At 70.1% G+C, this 14848-nt stretch carries 12 protein-coding genes; 4 read left to right on the forward strand and 8 right to left on the reverse strand.

Annotated features, from left to right (window positions below; all coding sequences use genetic code 11):
* The first annotated feature begins 52 nt into the window (after window positions 1-52).
* The gene (locus OG259_RS11380) at window positions 53-1606 is read left to right on the forward strand and encodes an MFS transporter (RefSeq protein WP_328942177.1); all 1554 of its coding nucleotides are present in this window, start codon (window positions 53-55) and stop codon (window positions 1604-1606) included.
* Between the two features lie 105 nt (window positions 1607-1711).
* Here OG259_RS11380 and OG259_RS11385 read toward each other — a convergent pair whose 3' ends face one another.
* The 3 genes from OG259_RS11385 to OG259_RS11395 are packed head-to-tail and all read right to left on the reverse strand — an operon-like array spanning window position 1712 to window position 4936.
* A complete protein-coding gene (locus tag OG259_RS11385) occupies window positions 1712-2620 on the reverse strand; it encodes an ADP-ribosylglycohydrolase family protein (RefSeq protein ID WP_328942178.1) in 909 nt (302 codons plus the stop codon).
* A gap of 12 nt (window positions 2621-2632) precedes the next feature.
* Window positions 2633-3292 (reverse strand): histidine phosphatase family protein, encoded by a 660-nt coding sequence (locus OG259_RS11390; RefSeq protein WP_328942179.1) that lies wholly within the window; start codon window positions 3290-3292, stop codon window positions 2633-2635.
* Window positions 3293-3325: 33 nt separating this feature from the next.
* Entirely contained in the window at window positions 3326-4936 is a 1611-nt protein-coding gene (locus OG259_RS11395; protein WP_328942180.1) for an ABC-F family ATP-binding cassette domain-containing protein, read from the reverse strand.
* 137 nt (window positions 4937-5073) lie between these two features.
* Here OG259_RS11395 and OG259_RS11400 point away from each other — a divergent pair, with 137 nt between their 5' ends.
* The gene (locus tag OG259_RS11400; protein ID WP_328947054.1) at window positions 5074-5658 is read left to right on the forward strand and encodes a TetR/AcrR family transcriptional regulator; all 585 of its coding nucleotides are present in this window, start codon (window positions 5074-5076) and stop codon (window positions 5656-5658) included.
* A gap of 70 nt (window positions 5659-5728) precedes the next feature.
* Here OG259_RS11400 and OG259_RS11405 read toward each other — a convergent pair whose 3' ends face one another.
* Both OG259_RS11405 and OG259_RS11410 read right to left on the reverse strand, forming a co-directional pair.
* Window positions 5729-6334 (reverse strand): YdbC family protein, encoded by a 606-nt coding sequence (locus OG259_RS11405; protein ID WP_328942181.1) that lies wholly within the window; start codon window positions 6332-6334, stop codon window positions 5729-5731.
* A 42-nt stretch (window positions 6335-6376) separates the two neighbouring features.
* Window positions 6377-7351: an arylamine N-acetyltransferase family protein gene (locus OG259_RS11410; RefSeq protein ID WP_328942182.1), complete on the reverse strand. Its 975-nt coding sequence runs from the start codon at window positions 7349-7351 to the stop codon at window positions 6377-6379.
* Between OG259_RS11410 and OG259_RS11415 the strand changes: the two genes are divergently transcribed.
* Complete coding sequence (locus tag OG259_RS11415; RefSeq protein WP_328942183.1) at window positions 7350-7880, forward strand: TerD family protein; 531 nt, start codon at window positions 7350-7352, stop codon at window positions 7878-7880. The genes OG259_RS11410 and OG259_RS11415 overlap by 2 nt on opposite strands.
* Before the next feature lie 79 nt (window positions 7881-7959).
* On the opposite strand, the gene OG259_RS11420 is transcribed toward OG259_RS11415, so the two are convergent.
* The gene (locus OG259_RS11420) at window positions 7960-10854 is read right to left on the reverse strand and encodes a vitamin B12-dependent ribonucleotide reductase (protein WP_328942184.1); all 2895 of its coding nucleotides are present in this window, start codon (window positions 10852-10854) and stop codon (window positions 7960-7962) included.
* 170 nt (window positions 10855-11024) lie between these two features.
* Window positions 11025-11534, reverse strand: coding sequence for a transcriptional regulator NrdR (gene nrdR, locus OG259_RS11425; protein WP_030325324.1), 510 nt, complete (start codon window positions 11532-11534; stop codon window positions 11025-11027).
* A 434-nt stretch (window positions 11535-11968) separates the two neighbouring features.
* On the opposite strand from nrdR, the gene lexA reads away from it, so the two are divergent.
* Window positions 11969-12757: a transcriptional repressor LexA gene (lexA, locus tag OG259_RS11430; protein ID WP_030325322.1), complete on the forward strand. Its 789-nt coding sequence runs from the start codon at window positions 11969-11971 to the stop codon at window positions 12755-12757.
* Window positions 12758-12864: 107 nt separating this feature from the next.
* Here lexA and OG259_RS11435 read toward each other — a convergent pair whose 3' ends face one another.
* A complete protein-coding gene (locus tag OG259_RS11435; RefSeq protein ID WP_328942185.1) occupies window positions 12865-14838 on the reverse strand; it encodes an ATP-dependent DNA helicase in 1974 nt (657 codons plus the stop codon).
* Between the last annotated feature and the right edge of the window lie 10 nt (window positions 14839-14848).

A 14848-nucleotide genomic window follows, 5' to 3' on the forward strand; every position in this document is an offset into this window, starting at 1 on the left:
GTGGAGAACAGTGAACGGGTGCGTTCACTAATTCTTCCGTGGGGGATCCATAGTGACAACATCTCCGGTGGACACACAGACCAAGGACGGGCCTGCTCGCGCCGGAGGTCGGCCAGGTATCGCCTTGACCGTCATCGCCGCCTGCCAGCTGATGGTCGTCCTCGACGCCACCATCGTGAACATCGCACTGCCGCACATCCAGGACGCGCTGTCCTTCTCGACCACCGACCTGTCGTGGGTGCTCAGCGCCTACACGCTCACCTTCGGCGGCCTGCTGCTCCTCGGCGGACGCGCGGGGGACATCCTGGGGCGCCGCCGGGTGTTCATGGCCGGCATCCTGCTCTTCACCTTCGCCTCGCTGCTCGGGGGCTTCGCCCAGGAGCCCTGGCATCTGCTCGCCGCGCGGGCCCTGCAGGGCGTCGGCGGCGCCATCGCCTCGCCCACCTCGCTCGCGCTCATCACCACGACGTTCCCCGAAGGGCCGGAGCGCAACCGGGCGTTCGGCGTCTTCGCCGCCGTCTCCGCGGGCGGTGGCGCGATCGGTCTGCTCGCCGGCGGCATGCTCACGGAGTGGCTGGACTGGCGCTGGGTCCTCTTCGTGAACGTCCCCATCGGACTGCTGATCGCCTTCCTGACCCCGCGCTTCATCGCCGAGTCCGAGCGCCACCCCGGTCGGTTCGACATCGCGGGTGCCGCGACCTCGACCCTGGGCATGGCCGCACTGGTGTACGGGTTCATCCGGGCGTCCGAGAAGGGTTGGGAGGACGCGCTGACCATCGGCTCGTTCGTCTCGGCGGTCATCCTGCTCGTGGCCTTCGCGCTCGTGGAGTCGCGCGCCAAGGAACCGATCACCCCGCTCCGGATGTTCGCGGACCGCAACCGCTCGGGCACGTACATCATCATGCTCAGCCTGGCGGCCGCCATGTTCGGCATGTTCTTCTTCATCGTGCTGTGGGTCCAGGGCGTCCTGGGGTACAGCCCGATCCGGTCCGGGCTCGCCTTCCTTCCGGTGACGGTCGCGATCGTCACCGGCGCGGGACTCGCGCAGCGGCTGCTGCCGGTCCTCGGCCCGAAGCCGTTCATGGTGAGCGGTTCGGCGATCACCGGTGCGGCTCTGTTCTGGCTGACGTTCATCACCTCGGACAGCAGCTACGTGAGCGGTGTCCTCGGTCCGATGGTCCTCTTCGGCTTCGGCATGGGCCTCAATTTCGTGACGCTCACGCTCACGGCCGTCTCTGGAGTGGCCCAGCACGAGGCAGGAGCCGCGTCGGGCCTGCTCAACGCCACGCAGCAGGTCGGCGGTTCGCTCGGCCTGTCCATTCTGGTCACGGTCTTCGGCACCGCCAGCCGCGAGGAGGGCGACAAGCAGATGCCGGGCTTCCTCGCGAACTCGACGCCCGAGCAGCAGGCCGAGGCCATGAAGACGCAGGAGCTGCCCCCGCCCTGGGGCCACGAGGTGCTGACCGCGGGCATCTCCTCGGCGTTCACGGCCGCCGTCGCGATGGTGCTGATCGCGCTGGTGACGGCCGTCCTGATGGTCAGGGTCCGCAAGAGCGACCTGGAAGCACTGAGCGGCCGAGCTGAGGCCGCCGGGCCGGTGGCCTGAGCGGACACCGACGGCCCCTGAATCCCGCACAGGGGTTCAGGGGCCGCCTTGATGCCGCAGGCCGTCGCGCCCACTTGAGGCCGCTGCTTCAGGCCGCGTGCTGCTTCAGGCCGTCGCGACCGAAGCCCACTCCGGAAGGTCCTCGGTCTGGCTCAGCCACTCCGCCGGCGGCGCCCCGGTCGTCGCGGCGGCCACCACGCCCCCGGCGATGGCGCAGGTCGTGTCGACGTCGCCACCGACCTGAGCAGTCGTCCAGAACACCCGCTCGAAATCGCCGAGGCCACGCGCCGCCGACCACAGGGCGAACGGAACCGTGTCGTGCGCGCTCGTCCGCCGACCGCTGCCGAGGACCGCGGCGACCGTGCCCGCGTCGCCGTAGTCGAGCATGTCGCGGGCCCGGCGCAGCCCCGCCCCGACCGCACTGCGCGGCACCAGGGCGATGACCCCGTCGAGCAGCGCCTCCGGTGTGGGTGGCCCCGCCGGGTCTGCGGCCAGCGCGGCCGCGGCGGCGACGGCCATGGCTCCGACCACGGCCTCGCGGTGCTGGTGGGTCGTGTACGCGGAGATCTCGGCCTGGTGCGTCGCCTGCTCCGGGTCGTCCGCGTACCAGGCGCCGAGCGGGGCGATCCGCATCGCGGCGCCGTTGCCCCAGGAGCCCTGCCCCTGGAAGAGCGCGGCGGCCAGCTCCCGCCAGTCGCCCCCCTCCCTGATGAGCCGGAGCATCCGGTTGACGGCCGGACCGTAGCCCCGGTCGAAGTCGTGGTGCTGAGCGAAGGACATGGCCAGGGCGTCCTGGTCGATCCGTTCGTGGCGGGCGAGGACGGCCAGGACGGAGCAGGCCATCTCGGTGTCGTCGGTCCACTGCCAAGGGCCGTCGGGCAGCTCGCGCCGCTTCAGCAGGGGGTAGTTGGCGGGTACGAAGAACTGGGAGCCCAGGGCGTCTCCCACGGACAGCCCGCGCAGGCTGTCCAGGGCGCGGTCGAAGCGCCGGTCGAGTGAGGAGTCAGCGGTCATCGGTCTGCCACTCTATCCGGTAGGGCCGTACGGTTCCGGGGTACGCCAGCGTTCGAACGGCCGGTCAAGACGGTATCTCCCGTCCTCGCCGAGCAGGAGGACGCGGGTCTCGGCGTTGCCGGGATTCGACAGCGACTCGAAGTCCGCGACCGACCAGTGGAACCAACGCATGCAGAACAGGCGCATGGTCAGCCCATGGGTGACGATCAGGACGTTGGGCGGATGGTCGGGCGCCTCGAAACTGCGGTACAGGCTCTCCAGGAACGCCCCGACCCGGTCGTAGACGTCCGCCCCCGACTCCCCCTGGGCGAAGCGGTAGAAGAAGTGCCCGTACGCGTCCCGGTAGGCCTTCTGCAGCCGTACGTCCTCCCTCTCCTGCCAGTTGCCCCAGTCCTGCTCCCGAAGGCGGGGCTCCTCCCGCACCCGGACCTGCTCCAGGGGCAGCCGGAAGGCACGCAGGGTCTCGTGGGTGCGTCGGTAGGGCGAGACATAGACGCTGATCGCCTCGTCCCCGAAGAGTTCCCGCAGCCGCTCCCCCGTCTCCTCCGCCTGCCGCCACCCTGTCTCCGTGAGCCGCAGGGCGTGGTCGGGCTCCCGTTCGTACACCGTGTCATCGACATTGCCCTCGGACTCTCCGTGCCGTACGAGAACGATGCGCCGCGGTCGTGCCATACCCCGACCCTAGATCGCCGGTCCCGGGCCGGCTCAGCCGAGTAGGCGCCCGGAGTCCATCCGGCGTATGTGCCCGGTGAAGCGATGGCGCAGCGCACGGTCGTGCGAGACCACGACGAGTGCTCCCTTCCAGTGCTCCAGGGCCTCCTCCAGCTCCTCCACGAGGCCCAGGGAGAGATGGTTGCCCGGCTCGTCGAGCAGGAGGAGGTCGGCGGGCCGGGCCAGCAGCCGGGCGAGCGCCAGCCGGCGGAGCTGGCCCGCGGAGAGACCACCGACCGGCACGCTCAGGTCGGCGGCCCGGAACAGGCCGTACGACAGGAGCAGTTCTGCCCGCTCGTCCTCGGGGAGGGCGAGCCCGCGCCCGAAGCAGGTGAGCAGTCGCTCCTCCGGGCGTCGCACGGTGACGTCCTGGGCCAGGTACCCGATCCGGCCGGCGCGCCGGACGTCCCCGGTGTCGGGGCTGACGGTCCCCGCCATGATCCGGAGCAGCGTGGACTTCCCCGCGCCGTTGCCTCCGTGGACGAGCAGCCGTTCCCCTGCCCGGACGCTGAGCGTGTCCACGGCGAGGCGGTCCGCGATCCGCACCCCCGTCAGGGCGACGAGCGTTCCCTCGGCACCGCCCGCCAGGGGCCGGGCGGTGAAGGAGAGGGGCGGGGGCGGCTGGGGCACGGGCTCCTCGCGGAGTCGTCTCAGTCTCTCCCTGGCGTTGCGGACCCGCCCCGAGACGGAGGCCTGGACGCGGCCCGCAGCCCGGTCGAACGCCATTTTGTTGTTGTCCTTCATCTCCCTCCCGGGTGCGACACCGCGAGCCGTGGTCGAGGCGTATGCCTCCAGCCGTGCCGTCTCCTCGCACCAATCCGCGTACGCCTCCTCCCAGCGTCGCCGTGCGGCCACCCGTGCCGCGCGATAGCCGGCGTATCCGTCGCCGTACCGCACGAGCGCACGGCGGTCGGCGTCCACCTCGACGATCGCGGTGGCGACCCGCTCCAGGAAGGTCCGGTCGTGGGAGACGGCCACGACGGTGCCGCGGTGCGCGAGAAGGGCGCTCTCCAGCCAGTCGAGCGCCTGCGCGTCGAGGTGGTTGGTCGGCTCGTCGAGCAGGAGCACTTCGGGGCCGGCCGCGACCGCGCAGGCGATGCCGAGCCGGGCGAGCTCGCCGCCGGAGAGGCTGCCGAGTATCCGCTCGCGCCCGGTGCCGCCGAGGCCGAGTCCATGAAGGGCCTTGTCGACCCGGGCGTCCGCCTCGTACCCGCCGCGCAGCTCATAGGCGGTGAGGAGTTCGCCGTACGCGTCGAGCTCCGCCCCGTCCGCCGCGTCGAGTCCCGCTTCGAGTGCGCGCAGCCGCCGCTCCATGGCACGGAGCTCGGCGAGCGCGGCCTCGATCGCGTCACCGACGGTGGCAGCGGGAGGCAGCTCGGGAGTCTGCGCGAGCATCCGCAGACCACCGTCGGCGACGGTGACGACCCTGCCCTCGTCGGGCTGCTCCGCCCCGGCGAGGAGGCGCAGCAGGGTCGACTTCCCCGCGCCGTTCTCCCCCACGATCCCGATCCGCTCCCCGGGGCGCACGGAGAGCGAGACCTGGTCGAGAAGCAGTCGTTCGCCACGGGACACGACGACGTCGTGCAGTGAGATCTGAGTGGGCAAGGGCGCCTCCATGCATAGACCGTCAAATGCAACATCGATCGCATTAAGGCGAGTGTGGCACACTCGGACCCCTAACGCAACGGGAGTAGCAATTGAATGACTCGACCGAGGAGCGCACCACTCCGGCGCCCGGCAGCATGCGCCCCGGCGGCCGCACCGCCCGTACCAGGGCAGCCGTCCGCGACGCCGTCCTGACCGGCCTGTCCGAGCACGGCTACCCCGCCCTGACCGTGGAGTACGTGGCGGAGCACTCGGGCGTCCACAAGACGACGCTCTACCGCCGTTGGGGCAGCGTCGAAGGCCTCCTGGCCGACGCGCTCGACCTGGCGAGCGAGGACGCCTGGACGCCGCCGGACACCGGGAGTCTCTCCGGAGATCTGCGCGCACTCGCGCACGAGGTCGTCGACGCCTTCGGCCATCCCGCGGCCGGCGCCGCCCCGACGGCGTTCGTCGGCGCCGCATTCCAGTCCGCGCGCGCCGCCGACGCCCTGCACGCCTTCTACGCCGAGCGCTTCCGGCGCTGCGAGGCGGTCGTCTCCCGGGCTGTCGCCCGCGGCGAAGCGCCACGGGACACCGACGCGGGAGCCGTCGTCCGGGCGGTCTCGGCCCCCCTGTTCCTCCGCCTCTTCGTCACCCGCGAACCGATCGACGGCGCACTCGCGGACCAGGCGGCACGCGCGGTTCTGGCGGGGATCGAAGCGGGCGCGTTCCTCCCGGCCTAGACCGCCTCAGGCCGGCTCACCGTCTCGGACCGACTCACCGTCCCGGACCGCCCCAGACCGCCCGAGCGGCTCAGACCGTCCAGGACGCCTCGAGCTGCACCACGTCCCCGGCCAGCGCCGCCACATCGGCCGCGGTTCTGGCCCGCAGCCCGAGCCGCTCGATCCGCTCCACCCGGTACTTGCCGTGCTCCGCGGCGGACTGCCACATCGACAGGACCAGGAACTCACTGCCGGGTGCCTCGCCGAACAGACCGCGCAGCATGCCGGGGGACCCGGCCATCGCCGGGTTCCACACCTTCTCCTGCATGAGCGCGAAGTGCTCGGCGCGGTCCTCGTGGACACGACAGTGCGCCACCCGGGCCACGTCGGCGTCGGAGAACCGCGGCTCGAACCCCGTCTTCACGTCGAAGCGGTGGTCGAACAACTTGACCTGGATGTCCTTGTAGGTACCCATCTGGGACGCCGCAAGGCGATCGTGCGAGCGTGCCATGAACGAGTCGTAGAAAGCCCGGCTCTCCCAGAACGCGAAGATATGGGCGACGTCCGGCCGAGCCCGGCTCCACCCTCCGCCCTGGCCCCGGAATCCCGGCTCACCGAGCAGCCCCGCCCATTTCCGCTGCCCCCGCTCGAACCCTCGACGGTCCATCACGGTGCAGCGAATCCACTTGACCAGCACCGCGCCATCGTACGGGGCCGATGACCGCCCCGGCAGACCTCGTCAGGCTCCCGCCGGGTGCATTCGTTCCAGACCCGCGCGCTCCTCGTCGTCCAGTTCGATCCCGAAGTCGCCTTCGAGCGTCGTGATCAACTCACCCACCGTCACGACGCGTTCCTCCCTGACACCGCCCGTCCGCACCGTCGAGAGCGTGTCGCGCACCAATACTCTGCGCACCTCCGCACCTGGCTGCTGGGCCACGACCTGGCCGAGGAAACGCGACTGCGGATGGCTGGAGCTGTAGTGGTTCATGACACTGAAGTCACCGGGGTAGAGGGTCTGCGGGGAGAAGGCGTACAGATCGGTCCAGCCCTCCGGAGACAGGGAACGCAGCACGTGGATGCCCTCGTCCTCGGCGCCGATCCCGAACGTCCAGCCGCCCTGCTCGACGCGCGCCCCGTCGCGCAGGGGCACCGGTTCGATCGGCCCCTGCCAGCCGAACCCGACGTCGACAAGCCACTGTTCGCCCTCGATCGTCACGACGAGCAGCGCGTGCGTGATGGGCGGCAGCGCCGCGCCCCGCGACCGGTTGCGGGCTCCGCGCCCGGACACCGTGAAGCCGATCCGTTCGAGGACGGCCGCGAACAGCGAGTTCTGCTCATAGCAGTAGCCGCCGCGCCGCCTCCCGACGAGCTTGCCCTGCAGGCTCTTCAGGTCCAGAGGCACCGGTCGCCCGAGGGCGACGTCGAGGTTCTCGAACGGAATGGCCCGGACGTGCGCCCGGTGAAGGGCCGTCAAGGACGGCAGATCAGGGGCGAGTTCCCCGTCTCGCTCGATCTCATATCCGATTCGAGCCAGATATGCGTCGAGATCCAGCTCCTCACCACTCCACAAACCGCTCTCCCCCTCAACCCTCGGGTCCGCTGTCGTAACCCCATGACACCATGAGCAATCGGCCCAGGACCACGGGCTTTTGAGCGGGTCGACGGTACGACGCGAGGCGTGCGCGGGGGCGTGCGCGGAGAGGGGAAGCACCATGAGCGGACTCAACAAAGGGGTGGGCCGGGTCGAGGTGACGCTCAAGTGGGACCCTGCCCCGATCGGCGCGCCCGCCCACGACCTGGACATCGTCGCCGGCGTCTTCACGGCCGACGACCCGAACGGAGCGCCGGTCCACCTGGTGCACTTCGGCAGTCGCTCTCCCGACGGCACGATCACGCTGCACCGCGACAGCCGTACGGGCCAGGGATTCGGCTACGACGAGGCCATGACTCTGGAGCTGGACCGGCTGGCACCTCGGTACGCGCGCGTGGTGGTGGGAGTCGCCATACAGCAGGGTGGCGGGCGGCGGACCTTCGGCGACATAGCGAACACGGGCGTCCGGGTCCGCGAGGGCTACACGGACCTGCTGGTCCACGACTTCGCGGACGTGCCGGACGCCCTCTCGGCGACGGTCGTGGAGTTCACCAGGGACGGCGCCGAAGGCTGGACGTACCGCCCGATCAGCCACGGCTTCGAAGCCGACCCCCAGCTGTTCGGCACCGTGCTGGGTTCCGTACGCCCCTGAAACCGCGGACATCCGGCCCGGGACGCAGCGAAGGGGACCGGCACAGGGCCGGTCCCCTTCATGAAGCACCTACTCGATGTCAGCTGCAGCCACTGGTCGAGCCGCAGCCCTCGCAGATGTAGCAGGAGCCGGCGCGCTGCATCTTCGTCCCGCAGGAGAAGCAGAGCGGGGCGTCGGCACTGATGCCGAGCTGCATCTCGACGAGCTCCGCCGAGGTGTGCGCCTGCTTGGGGGCCGGCACCTCGATCTTCGGGGCCGGGGCCGCGACGGCCTTCAGCTCCTGGGCGCGGGGCGCCGACTGGGCGAGGCTCTCGATGTCGACCTCGTCCTCGTCGGACTGCTCGTACGAGCCGGTGTCCAGGTGGCGCTGACGCTCCTCGGCCGAGTGGATGCCGAGCGCGGAGCGGGTCTCGAAGGGCAGGAAGTCCAGCGCCAGGCGACGGAAGATGTAGTCGACGATCGACTGCGCCATCCGCACGTCCGGGTCGTCGGTCATGCCGGCCGGCTCGAAGCGCATGTTGGTGAACTTCGAGACGTACGTCTCCAGCGGGACGCCGTACTGCAGACCGACGGAGACGGCGATGGAGAAGGCGTCCATCATGCCGGCGAGCGTCGAACCCTGCTTGGACATCTTGAGGAAGACCTCGCCGAGACCGTCGTCCGGGTAGGAGTTGGCGGTCATGTAGCCCTCGGCGCCACCGACGGTGAAGGAGGTGGTGATCCCCGGACGGCCCTTGGGCAGGCGCTTGCGGACCGGACGGTACTCGACGACCTTCTCGACGGCCTCGCGGATCGTCGCCTCGGACTTCGCGGCGACCTCGACCTTCTCCTCCTCCTTCTTCTTGGCGGAGAGGGGCTGGCCGACCTTGCAGTTGTCGCGGTAGATGGCGAGCGCCTTGACGCCCATCTTCCAGGCCTCGAAGTAGACCTCCTCGACGTCCTCGACCGTGGCCGTCTCCGGCAGGTTCACGGTCTTGGAGAGGGCGCCCGAGATCCACGGCTGGATGGCGGCCATCATGCGGACGTGGCCCATCGCGGAGATGGAGCGCTCGCCCATGGCGCAGTCGAAGACCTCGTAGTGCTCGGCCTTCAGACCGGGGGCGTCGATCACATTGCCGTTCTCGGCGATGTGGGCGACGATCGCCTCGATCTGCTCCTCCTGGTAGCCCAGGCGGCGCAGGGCCTGCGGGACGGTGCCGTTGACGATCTGCATCGAGCCGCCGCCGACCAGCTTCTTGAACTTGACCAGGGCGAGGTCGGGCTCGAGGCCGGTGGTGTCGCAGGACATCGCGAGACCGATGGTGCCGGTCGGGGCGATGACCGAGGCCTGGGCGTTGCGGAAGCCGTTCTTGGCGCCGAGGCGGATCACGTCCTGCCAGGACTCCGTGGCGGCGGCCCAGATCGGCGAGTCGAGGTCGTCCACGCGGACGGCCTTGGTGTTCTCGTCGGCGTGCTGCTGCATGACGCGCTGGTGCGGCTCGGCGTTGCGGGCGTAGCCGTCGTACGCACCGACGACCGCGGCGAGCTCGGCGGAGCGCTTGTACGACGTGCCGGTCATCAGGGAGGTGATGGCGCCGGCGAGGGCGCGGCCGCCGTCGGAGTCGTACGCGTGGCCGGTCGCCATCAGCAGGGCGCCGAGGTTGGCGTAGCCGATGCCGAGCTGGCGGTAGGCGCGGGTGTTCTCGCCGATCTTCTGGGTGGGGAAGTCGGCGAAGCAGATGGAGATGTCCATCGCGGTGATGACGAGCTCGACGACCTTGGCGAAGCGCTCGACCTCGAAGGACTGGTTGCCCTTGCCGTCGTCCTTGAGGAACTTCATCAGGTTCAGCGAGGCGAGGTTGCAGGACGTGTTGTCCAGGTGCATGTACTCGCTGCACGGGTTCGAGCCGTTGATCCGGCCGGACTCCGGGCACGTGTGCCAGTGGTTGATCGTGTCGTCGTACTGAATGCCCGGGTCGGCACAGGCCCACGCGGCCTCGGCCATCTTGCGGAAGAGCGACTTGGCGTCGACCTCCTCGATGACCTCGCCGGTCATACGGGAGGTGAGACCGAACTTCCCGCCGGACTCGACGGCCTTCATGAACGTGTCGTTCACGCGGACGGAGTTGTTGGCGTTCTGGTACTGGACGGACGTGATGTCGTCGCCGCCCAGGTCCATGTCGAAGCCCGCGTCGCGGAGGGCGCGGATCTTCTCCTCCTCCTTGACCTTGGTCTCGATGAAGTCCTCGATGTCGGGGTGGTCGACGTCGAGGATGACCATCTTGGCCGCACGGCGGGTCGCGCCGCCCGACTTGATCGTTCCGGCGGAGGCGTCGGCGCCGCGCATGAACGAGACCGGGCCGGAGGCGTTGCCACCGGAGGAGAGCAGCTCCTTGGAGGAGCGGATGCGGGAGAGGTTCAGGCCGGCGCCGGAGCCGCCCTTGAAGATCATGCCCTCTTCCTTGTACCAGTCGAGGATGGACTCCATGGAGTCGTCGACGGACAGGATGAAGCAGGCGGAGACCTGCTGGGGCTGGGGGGTACCGACGTTGAACCAGACCGGCGAGTTGAAGCTGAAGATCTGGTGCAGGAGGGCGTAGGCCAGCTCGTGCTCGAAGATCTCGGCGTCGGCGGGCGAGGAGAAGTAGCCGTACTCCTCGCCGGCCTTCGTGTACGTCTTCACGATCCGGTCGATGAGCTGCTTGAGACCGGTCTCGCGCTGCGGGGTGCCGACGGCCCCGCGGAAGTACTTGCTGGTGACGATGTTGACCGCGTTCACCGACCAGAAGTCGGGGAACTCGACGCCACGCTGCTCGAAGTTGATCGAGCCGTCGCGCCAGTTGGTCATGACGACGTCACGGCGCTCCCACGCCACCTCGTCGTACGGATGCACGCCGGGGGTGGTGTGGATGCGCTCGATACGCAGGCCCTTGCTCGTCGCCTTCGTTCCCTTGGAACGAGAACCACGTGCCGGACCGCTCGCCGTCTCTGTCATGCCGCCTCCCATATACGGGCAAAACACACTTTGGCGCCCAGATAGTCCCAGGGCACCGTCTTCTGTACGTCGTTCTGTACTGCTGCCACGAGCGCCACGGGGGGTCGCTCGGGGCACGTCTGCCGGGCCGCTCGGCGGCCGGTCGCCGGGCGCGCGGCCCGGACCGCCGGTCAGTCGGCGGCGGTGGCGGGAACGGGGACCTCAGGGGTCGCACCGGTCCCGCGGTTCTCAGCGGGAGGCCGCACGCGGAGTTCCGCGATGGCGGCCTCGAAGTCTTCGAGGCTGTCGAAAGCCTTGTACACGGACGCGAAGCGCAGGTACGCGACGAGGTCGAGCTCCTGCAACGGGCCGAGAATGGCCAGACCCACGTCGTGAGTGGTCAGCTCGGCGCTGCCGGTGGCGCGCACCGCCTCCTCGACCCGCTGGCCGAGCTTGGCGAGGGCGTCCTCGGTGACCGGTCGCCCCTGGCACGCCTTGCGTACGCCGGAGATGACCTTGGTACGGCTGAAGGGCTCGGTGACACCGGACCGCTTCACCACCATGAGCGAGCACGTCTCCACCGTCGTGAAACGACGGGAGCAGTCGGGGCACTGGCGGCGGCGTCGGATCGACGTCCCGTCGTCGGTGGTGCGACTGTCGACGACACGGCTGTCGGGGTGCCTGCAGAAGGGGCAGTGCATTGGTTCCGACCCTCCCTCATGGCACGACTGGTGAACCTCACCCGACCGTCAAGGCCCTGCGAAGCGACCACCAGCATAGGCGATGCGGGCACCCCCGGCAGACCGGGGACCACTACCCCTGGGTGGCCGGTGCCATCCAACCACTAGATCTTGGGTTGGGGGCGCTTCCGGACGCTCCGCGTGTCGCAGCGCGCCCACTCCCGCGATTCCGCCCCTCCGGGTGCGACACTGGGAGGGTGCACCGCGCGCGACCCAGCGGCGAAGGTTACCGTAACGACCGAATTGGGACGGCGGCGCGAGAGTGCTCATACACCCGCATGCGTACAGGCGTAAGGCAATCTGCGAATTTTCACTCGAACGTGTGTTTGGCGCAACCTTTCGAAAGCCACTACCGTTGTGCCAGCCAGGGAGACCATTCGAGAGGGGCCGACGACGTGACCACCACCGCAGACAGTGCCACCATCACCGCCCAGGACCGCTCCCAGGGCCGACTCGAGCCGGTGCACGCCATGAATGACACAAGCATGAACGGCGAGGACCCCGGGCGACCTGCCCGCGCCCTCCCCGGGCGACCTCCAGGCATCCGAGCCGACAGCTCCGGTCTCACCGACCGGCAGCGCAGGGTCATCGAAGTCATCCGCGACTCGGTCCAGAGGCGCGGCTACCCGCCGTCGATGCGCGAGATCGGACAGGCGGTCGGCCTGTCCAGCACGTCCTCGGTGGCGCACCAGCTCATGGCGCTCGAGCGAAAGGGCTTCCTCCGCCGCGACCCGCACCGCCCCCGGGCGTACGAGGTACGCGGCTCCGACCAGCCGAGCACCCAGCCGACGGACACCACGGGCAAGCCGGCCGCGTCGTACGTGCCCCTGGTCGGCCGGATCGCGGCCGGTGGCCCGATCCTCGCCGAGGAGTCCGTCGAGGACGTCTTCCCTCTCCCCCGGCAGCTGGTCGGTGACGGCGAGCTGTTCGTCCTCAAGGTCGTCGGCGACTCCATGATCGAGGCCGCCATCTGTGACGGCGACTGGGTCACCGTCCGGCGGCAGCCCGTCGCGGAGAACGGCGACATCGTCGCGGCGATGCTGGACGGCGAGGCCACGGTCAAGCGCTTCAAGCGCGAGGACGGTCATGTCTGGCTGCTCCCGCACAACGCGGCGTACCAGCCGATCCCCGGCGACGAGGCGACGATCCTCGGCAAGGTCGTGGCGGTACTGCGGCGGGTGTGACCCACCTCGCCGGCTCTGACCGGGCCCCGGGACCCACTGCGCCGGTCCCGGGGCCCTGCCGTGTCCGGGGAGGGCCCCGGGGTAGCGGGGATCGGTCGTGGTGAGCGTCAGGCGCCGGCGGCCTTCGACGCGGTGTCGATGGCCGCCAGCGACTTCCGTACCTGGTTGCGGTCCGTCGTGTACCAGAAGTCGGGCAGCGAGGCCTTCAGATAGCTGCCGTACCGGGCCGTCGCCAGGCGGGGATCGAGCACCGCCACGACACCCCGGTCTCCCGTGGCCCTCACGAGGCGGCCCGCGCCCTGGGCCATCAGCAGGGCGGCATGGGTCGCCGCGACCGCCATGAAGCCGTTGCCCCCCGCCTCCTCGACGGCCTTCTGCCGGGCGCTCATCAGCGGATCGTCCGGGCGCGGGAACGGGATCTTGTCCATGACGACCAGCTGACAGCTGGTCCCCGGGACATCCACGCCCTGCCAGAGCGACAGCGTGCCGAAGAGACAGGTCTTCGGATCGGCCGCGAAGTTCTTGATCAGTTCGCCCAGCGTGTCCTCGCCCTGGAGCAGGATCGGCAGCTCCGGAACCCGGGTCCGCAGCTCCTCCGCCGCCTGCTGCGCCGCACGCATGGACGAGAAGAGACCGAGCGTCCGGCCGCCGGCCGACTGCATCAGCTCGGTCAGCTCATCGAGCATGTCGCCCCGGTCCCCGTCCCGCGCGGGGCGGGAGAGGTGCTTGGCGACGTAGAGAATGCCCTGCTTGGGGTAGTCGAACGGCGAGCCGACGTCGATCCCCTTCCAGACGGGCAGGTCGTCGCCCGTGGTGCCCTCCGGAGCGAGGCCGAGCGAGGCTCCGACGCCGTTGAAGTCGCCGCCCAGCTTGAGCGTGGCCGAGGCCAGGACCACGGACCGCTCCGTGAAGAGCTTCTCCCTCAGCAGGCCCGAGACGCTGAGCGGCGCGACCCGCACCGATGCCCCGAAGCGGTCATGACGCTCGTACCAGACGACGTCGTACTCCGAACCCTGCGTGATCCGCTCCGCGACACCGTGCACGGTCTCCACGGAGGCCATCGCCTGCTTGCGCACCGCGTCCTCGTCCTGCACGGACCGGTCGCGGGTGGAACCAAGCGCCGTGATCACCGCGCGGGCCGCGTCCCGCAGCGCCATCAGGGCGTACGCGAGATCCTCCGGGATCTCCTCCAGGCGGCCCGGCAGGGCCAGCTCCATGACCCGCTCGAAGCCCTCGGCCGCGGTCTGCAACTGGTCGGCGACCTTCTCGTCGACCAGCTTGGCGGACCGGCGCACGGCACGGTTGACCTGGCCCGGGGTGAGCTCGCCGGTGGCGACCCCGGTGACCCGGGAGACCAGCTCGTGCGCCTCGTCGACGATCAGCACCTCGTGCTGCGGGAGCACGGGGGCGCCCTCGATGGCGTCGATGGCGAGCAGGGCGTGGTTGGTGACGACGACGTCGGCGAGCTTGGCCCGCTCTCGGGCCGCCTCGGCGAAGCACTCCGGCCCGTACGCGCACTTGCTCGCGCCGAGGCACTCCCGGGAGGAGACCGAGACCTGAGCCCAGGCCTTGTCGGAGACGCCCGGAGTCAGGTCGTCCCGGTCCCCGGTCTCGGTCTCGTCCGACCAGTCCCGGAGCCGCATCAGGTCCTGGCCCAGCTTGCTGGTGGGTGCGGCCGCCTCGAAGGGGTCGAAGAGGCCGTCCTCCTCGTCCTGTGGAACGCCCTCGTGGAGCCGGTGCAGACAGAGGTAGTTCGACCGGCCCTTGAGCATGGCGAACTGCGGGCGGCGACGCAGCTGCGGATGCAGTGCGTCGACCGTCCGCGGAAGATCGCGCTCGACGAGCTGGCGCTGCAGCGCCAGGGTGGCCGTGGCCACCACCACCCGCTCACCCTGGGCCAGCGCCGGCACCAGATAGCCGAGCGACTTGCCCGTGCCGGTACCGGCCTGGACGAGGAGGTGGGAGTTGTCGTCGATGGCCTCGGCCACGGCCTCGGCCATGGTGACCTGGCCGGGCCGCTCCGTGCCGCCGACGGCGGAGACGGCGGCGTGGAGGAGGTCGGGGAGGGATGGCTTCGTCATAGCGGTTCCA

The organism is Streptomyces sp. NBC_00250, assembly GCF_036192275.1.
GTDB lineage: Bacteria > Actinomycetota > Actinomycetes > Streptomycetales > Streptomycetaceae > Streptomyces.

Excerpts from the sequence above, each read along its gene's own strand:
- OG259_RS11435 (WP_328942185.1), bottom strand. The coding sequence starts at position 14,838 with ATGACGAAGCCATCCCTCCCCGACCTCCTCCACGCCGCCGTCTCCGCC.
- OG259_RS11385 (WP_328942178.1), bottom strand. The coding sequence starts at position 2,620 with ATGACCGCTGACTCCTCACTCGACCGGCGCTTCGACCGCGCCCTGGAC.
- OG259_RS11420 (WP_328942184.1), bottom strand. The coding sequence starts at position 10,854 with ATGACAGAGACGGCGAGCGGTCCGGCACGTGGTTCTCGTTCCAAGGGA.
- OG259_RS11400 (WP_328947054.1), top strand. The coding sequence starts at position 5,074 with ATGCGCCCCGGCGGCCGCACCGCCCGTACCAGGGCAGCCGTCCGCGAC.
- OG259_RS11410 (WP_328942182.1), bottom strand. The coding sequence starts at position 7,351 with ATGGTGCTTCCCCTCTCCGCGCACGCCCCCGCGCACGCCTCGCGTCGT.
- OG259_RS11415 (WP_328942183.1), top strand. The coding sequence starts at position 7,350 with ATGAGCGGACTCAACAAAGGGGTGGGCCGGGTCGAGGTGACGCTCAAG.
- nrdR (WP_030325324.1), bottom strand. The coding sequence starts at position 11,534 with ATGCACTGCCCCTTCTGCAGGCACCCCGACAGCCGTGTCGTCGACAGT.
- OG259_RS11390 (WP_328942179.1), bottom strand. The coding sequence starts at position 3,292 with ATGGCACGACCGCGGCGCATCGTTCTCGTACGGCACGGAGAGTCCGAG.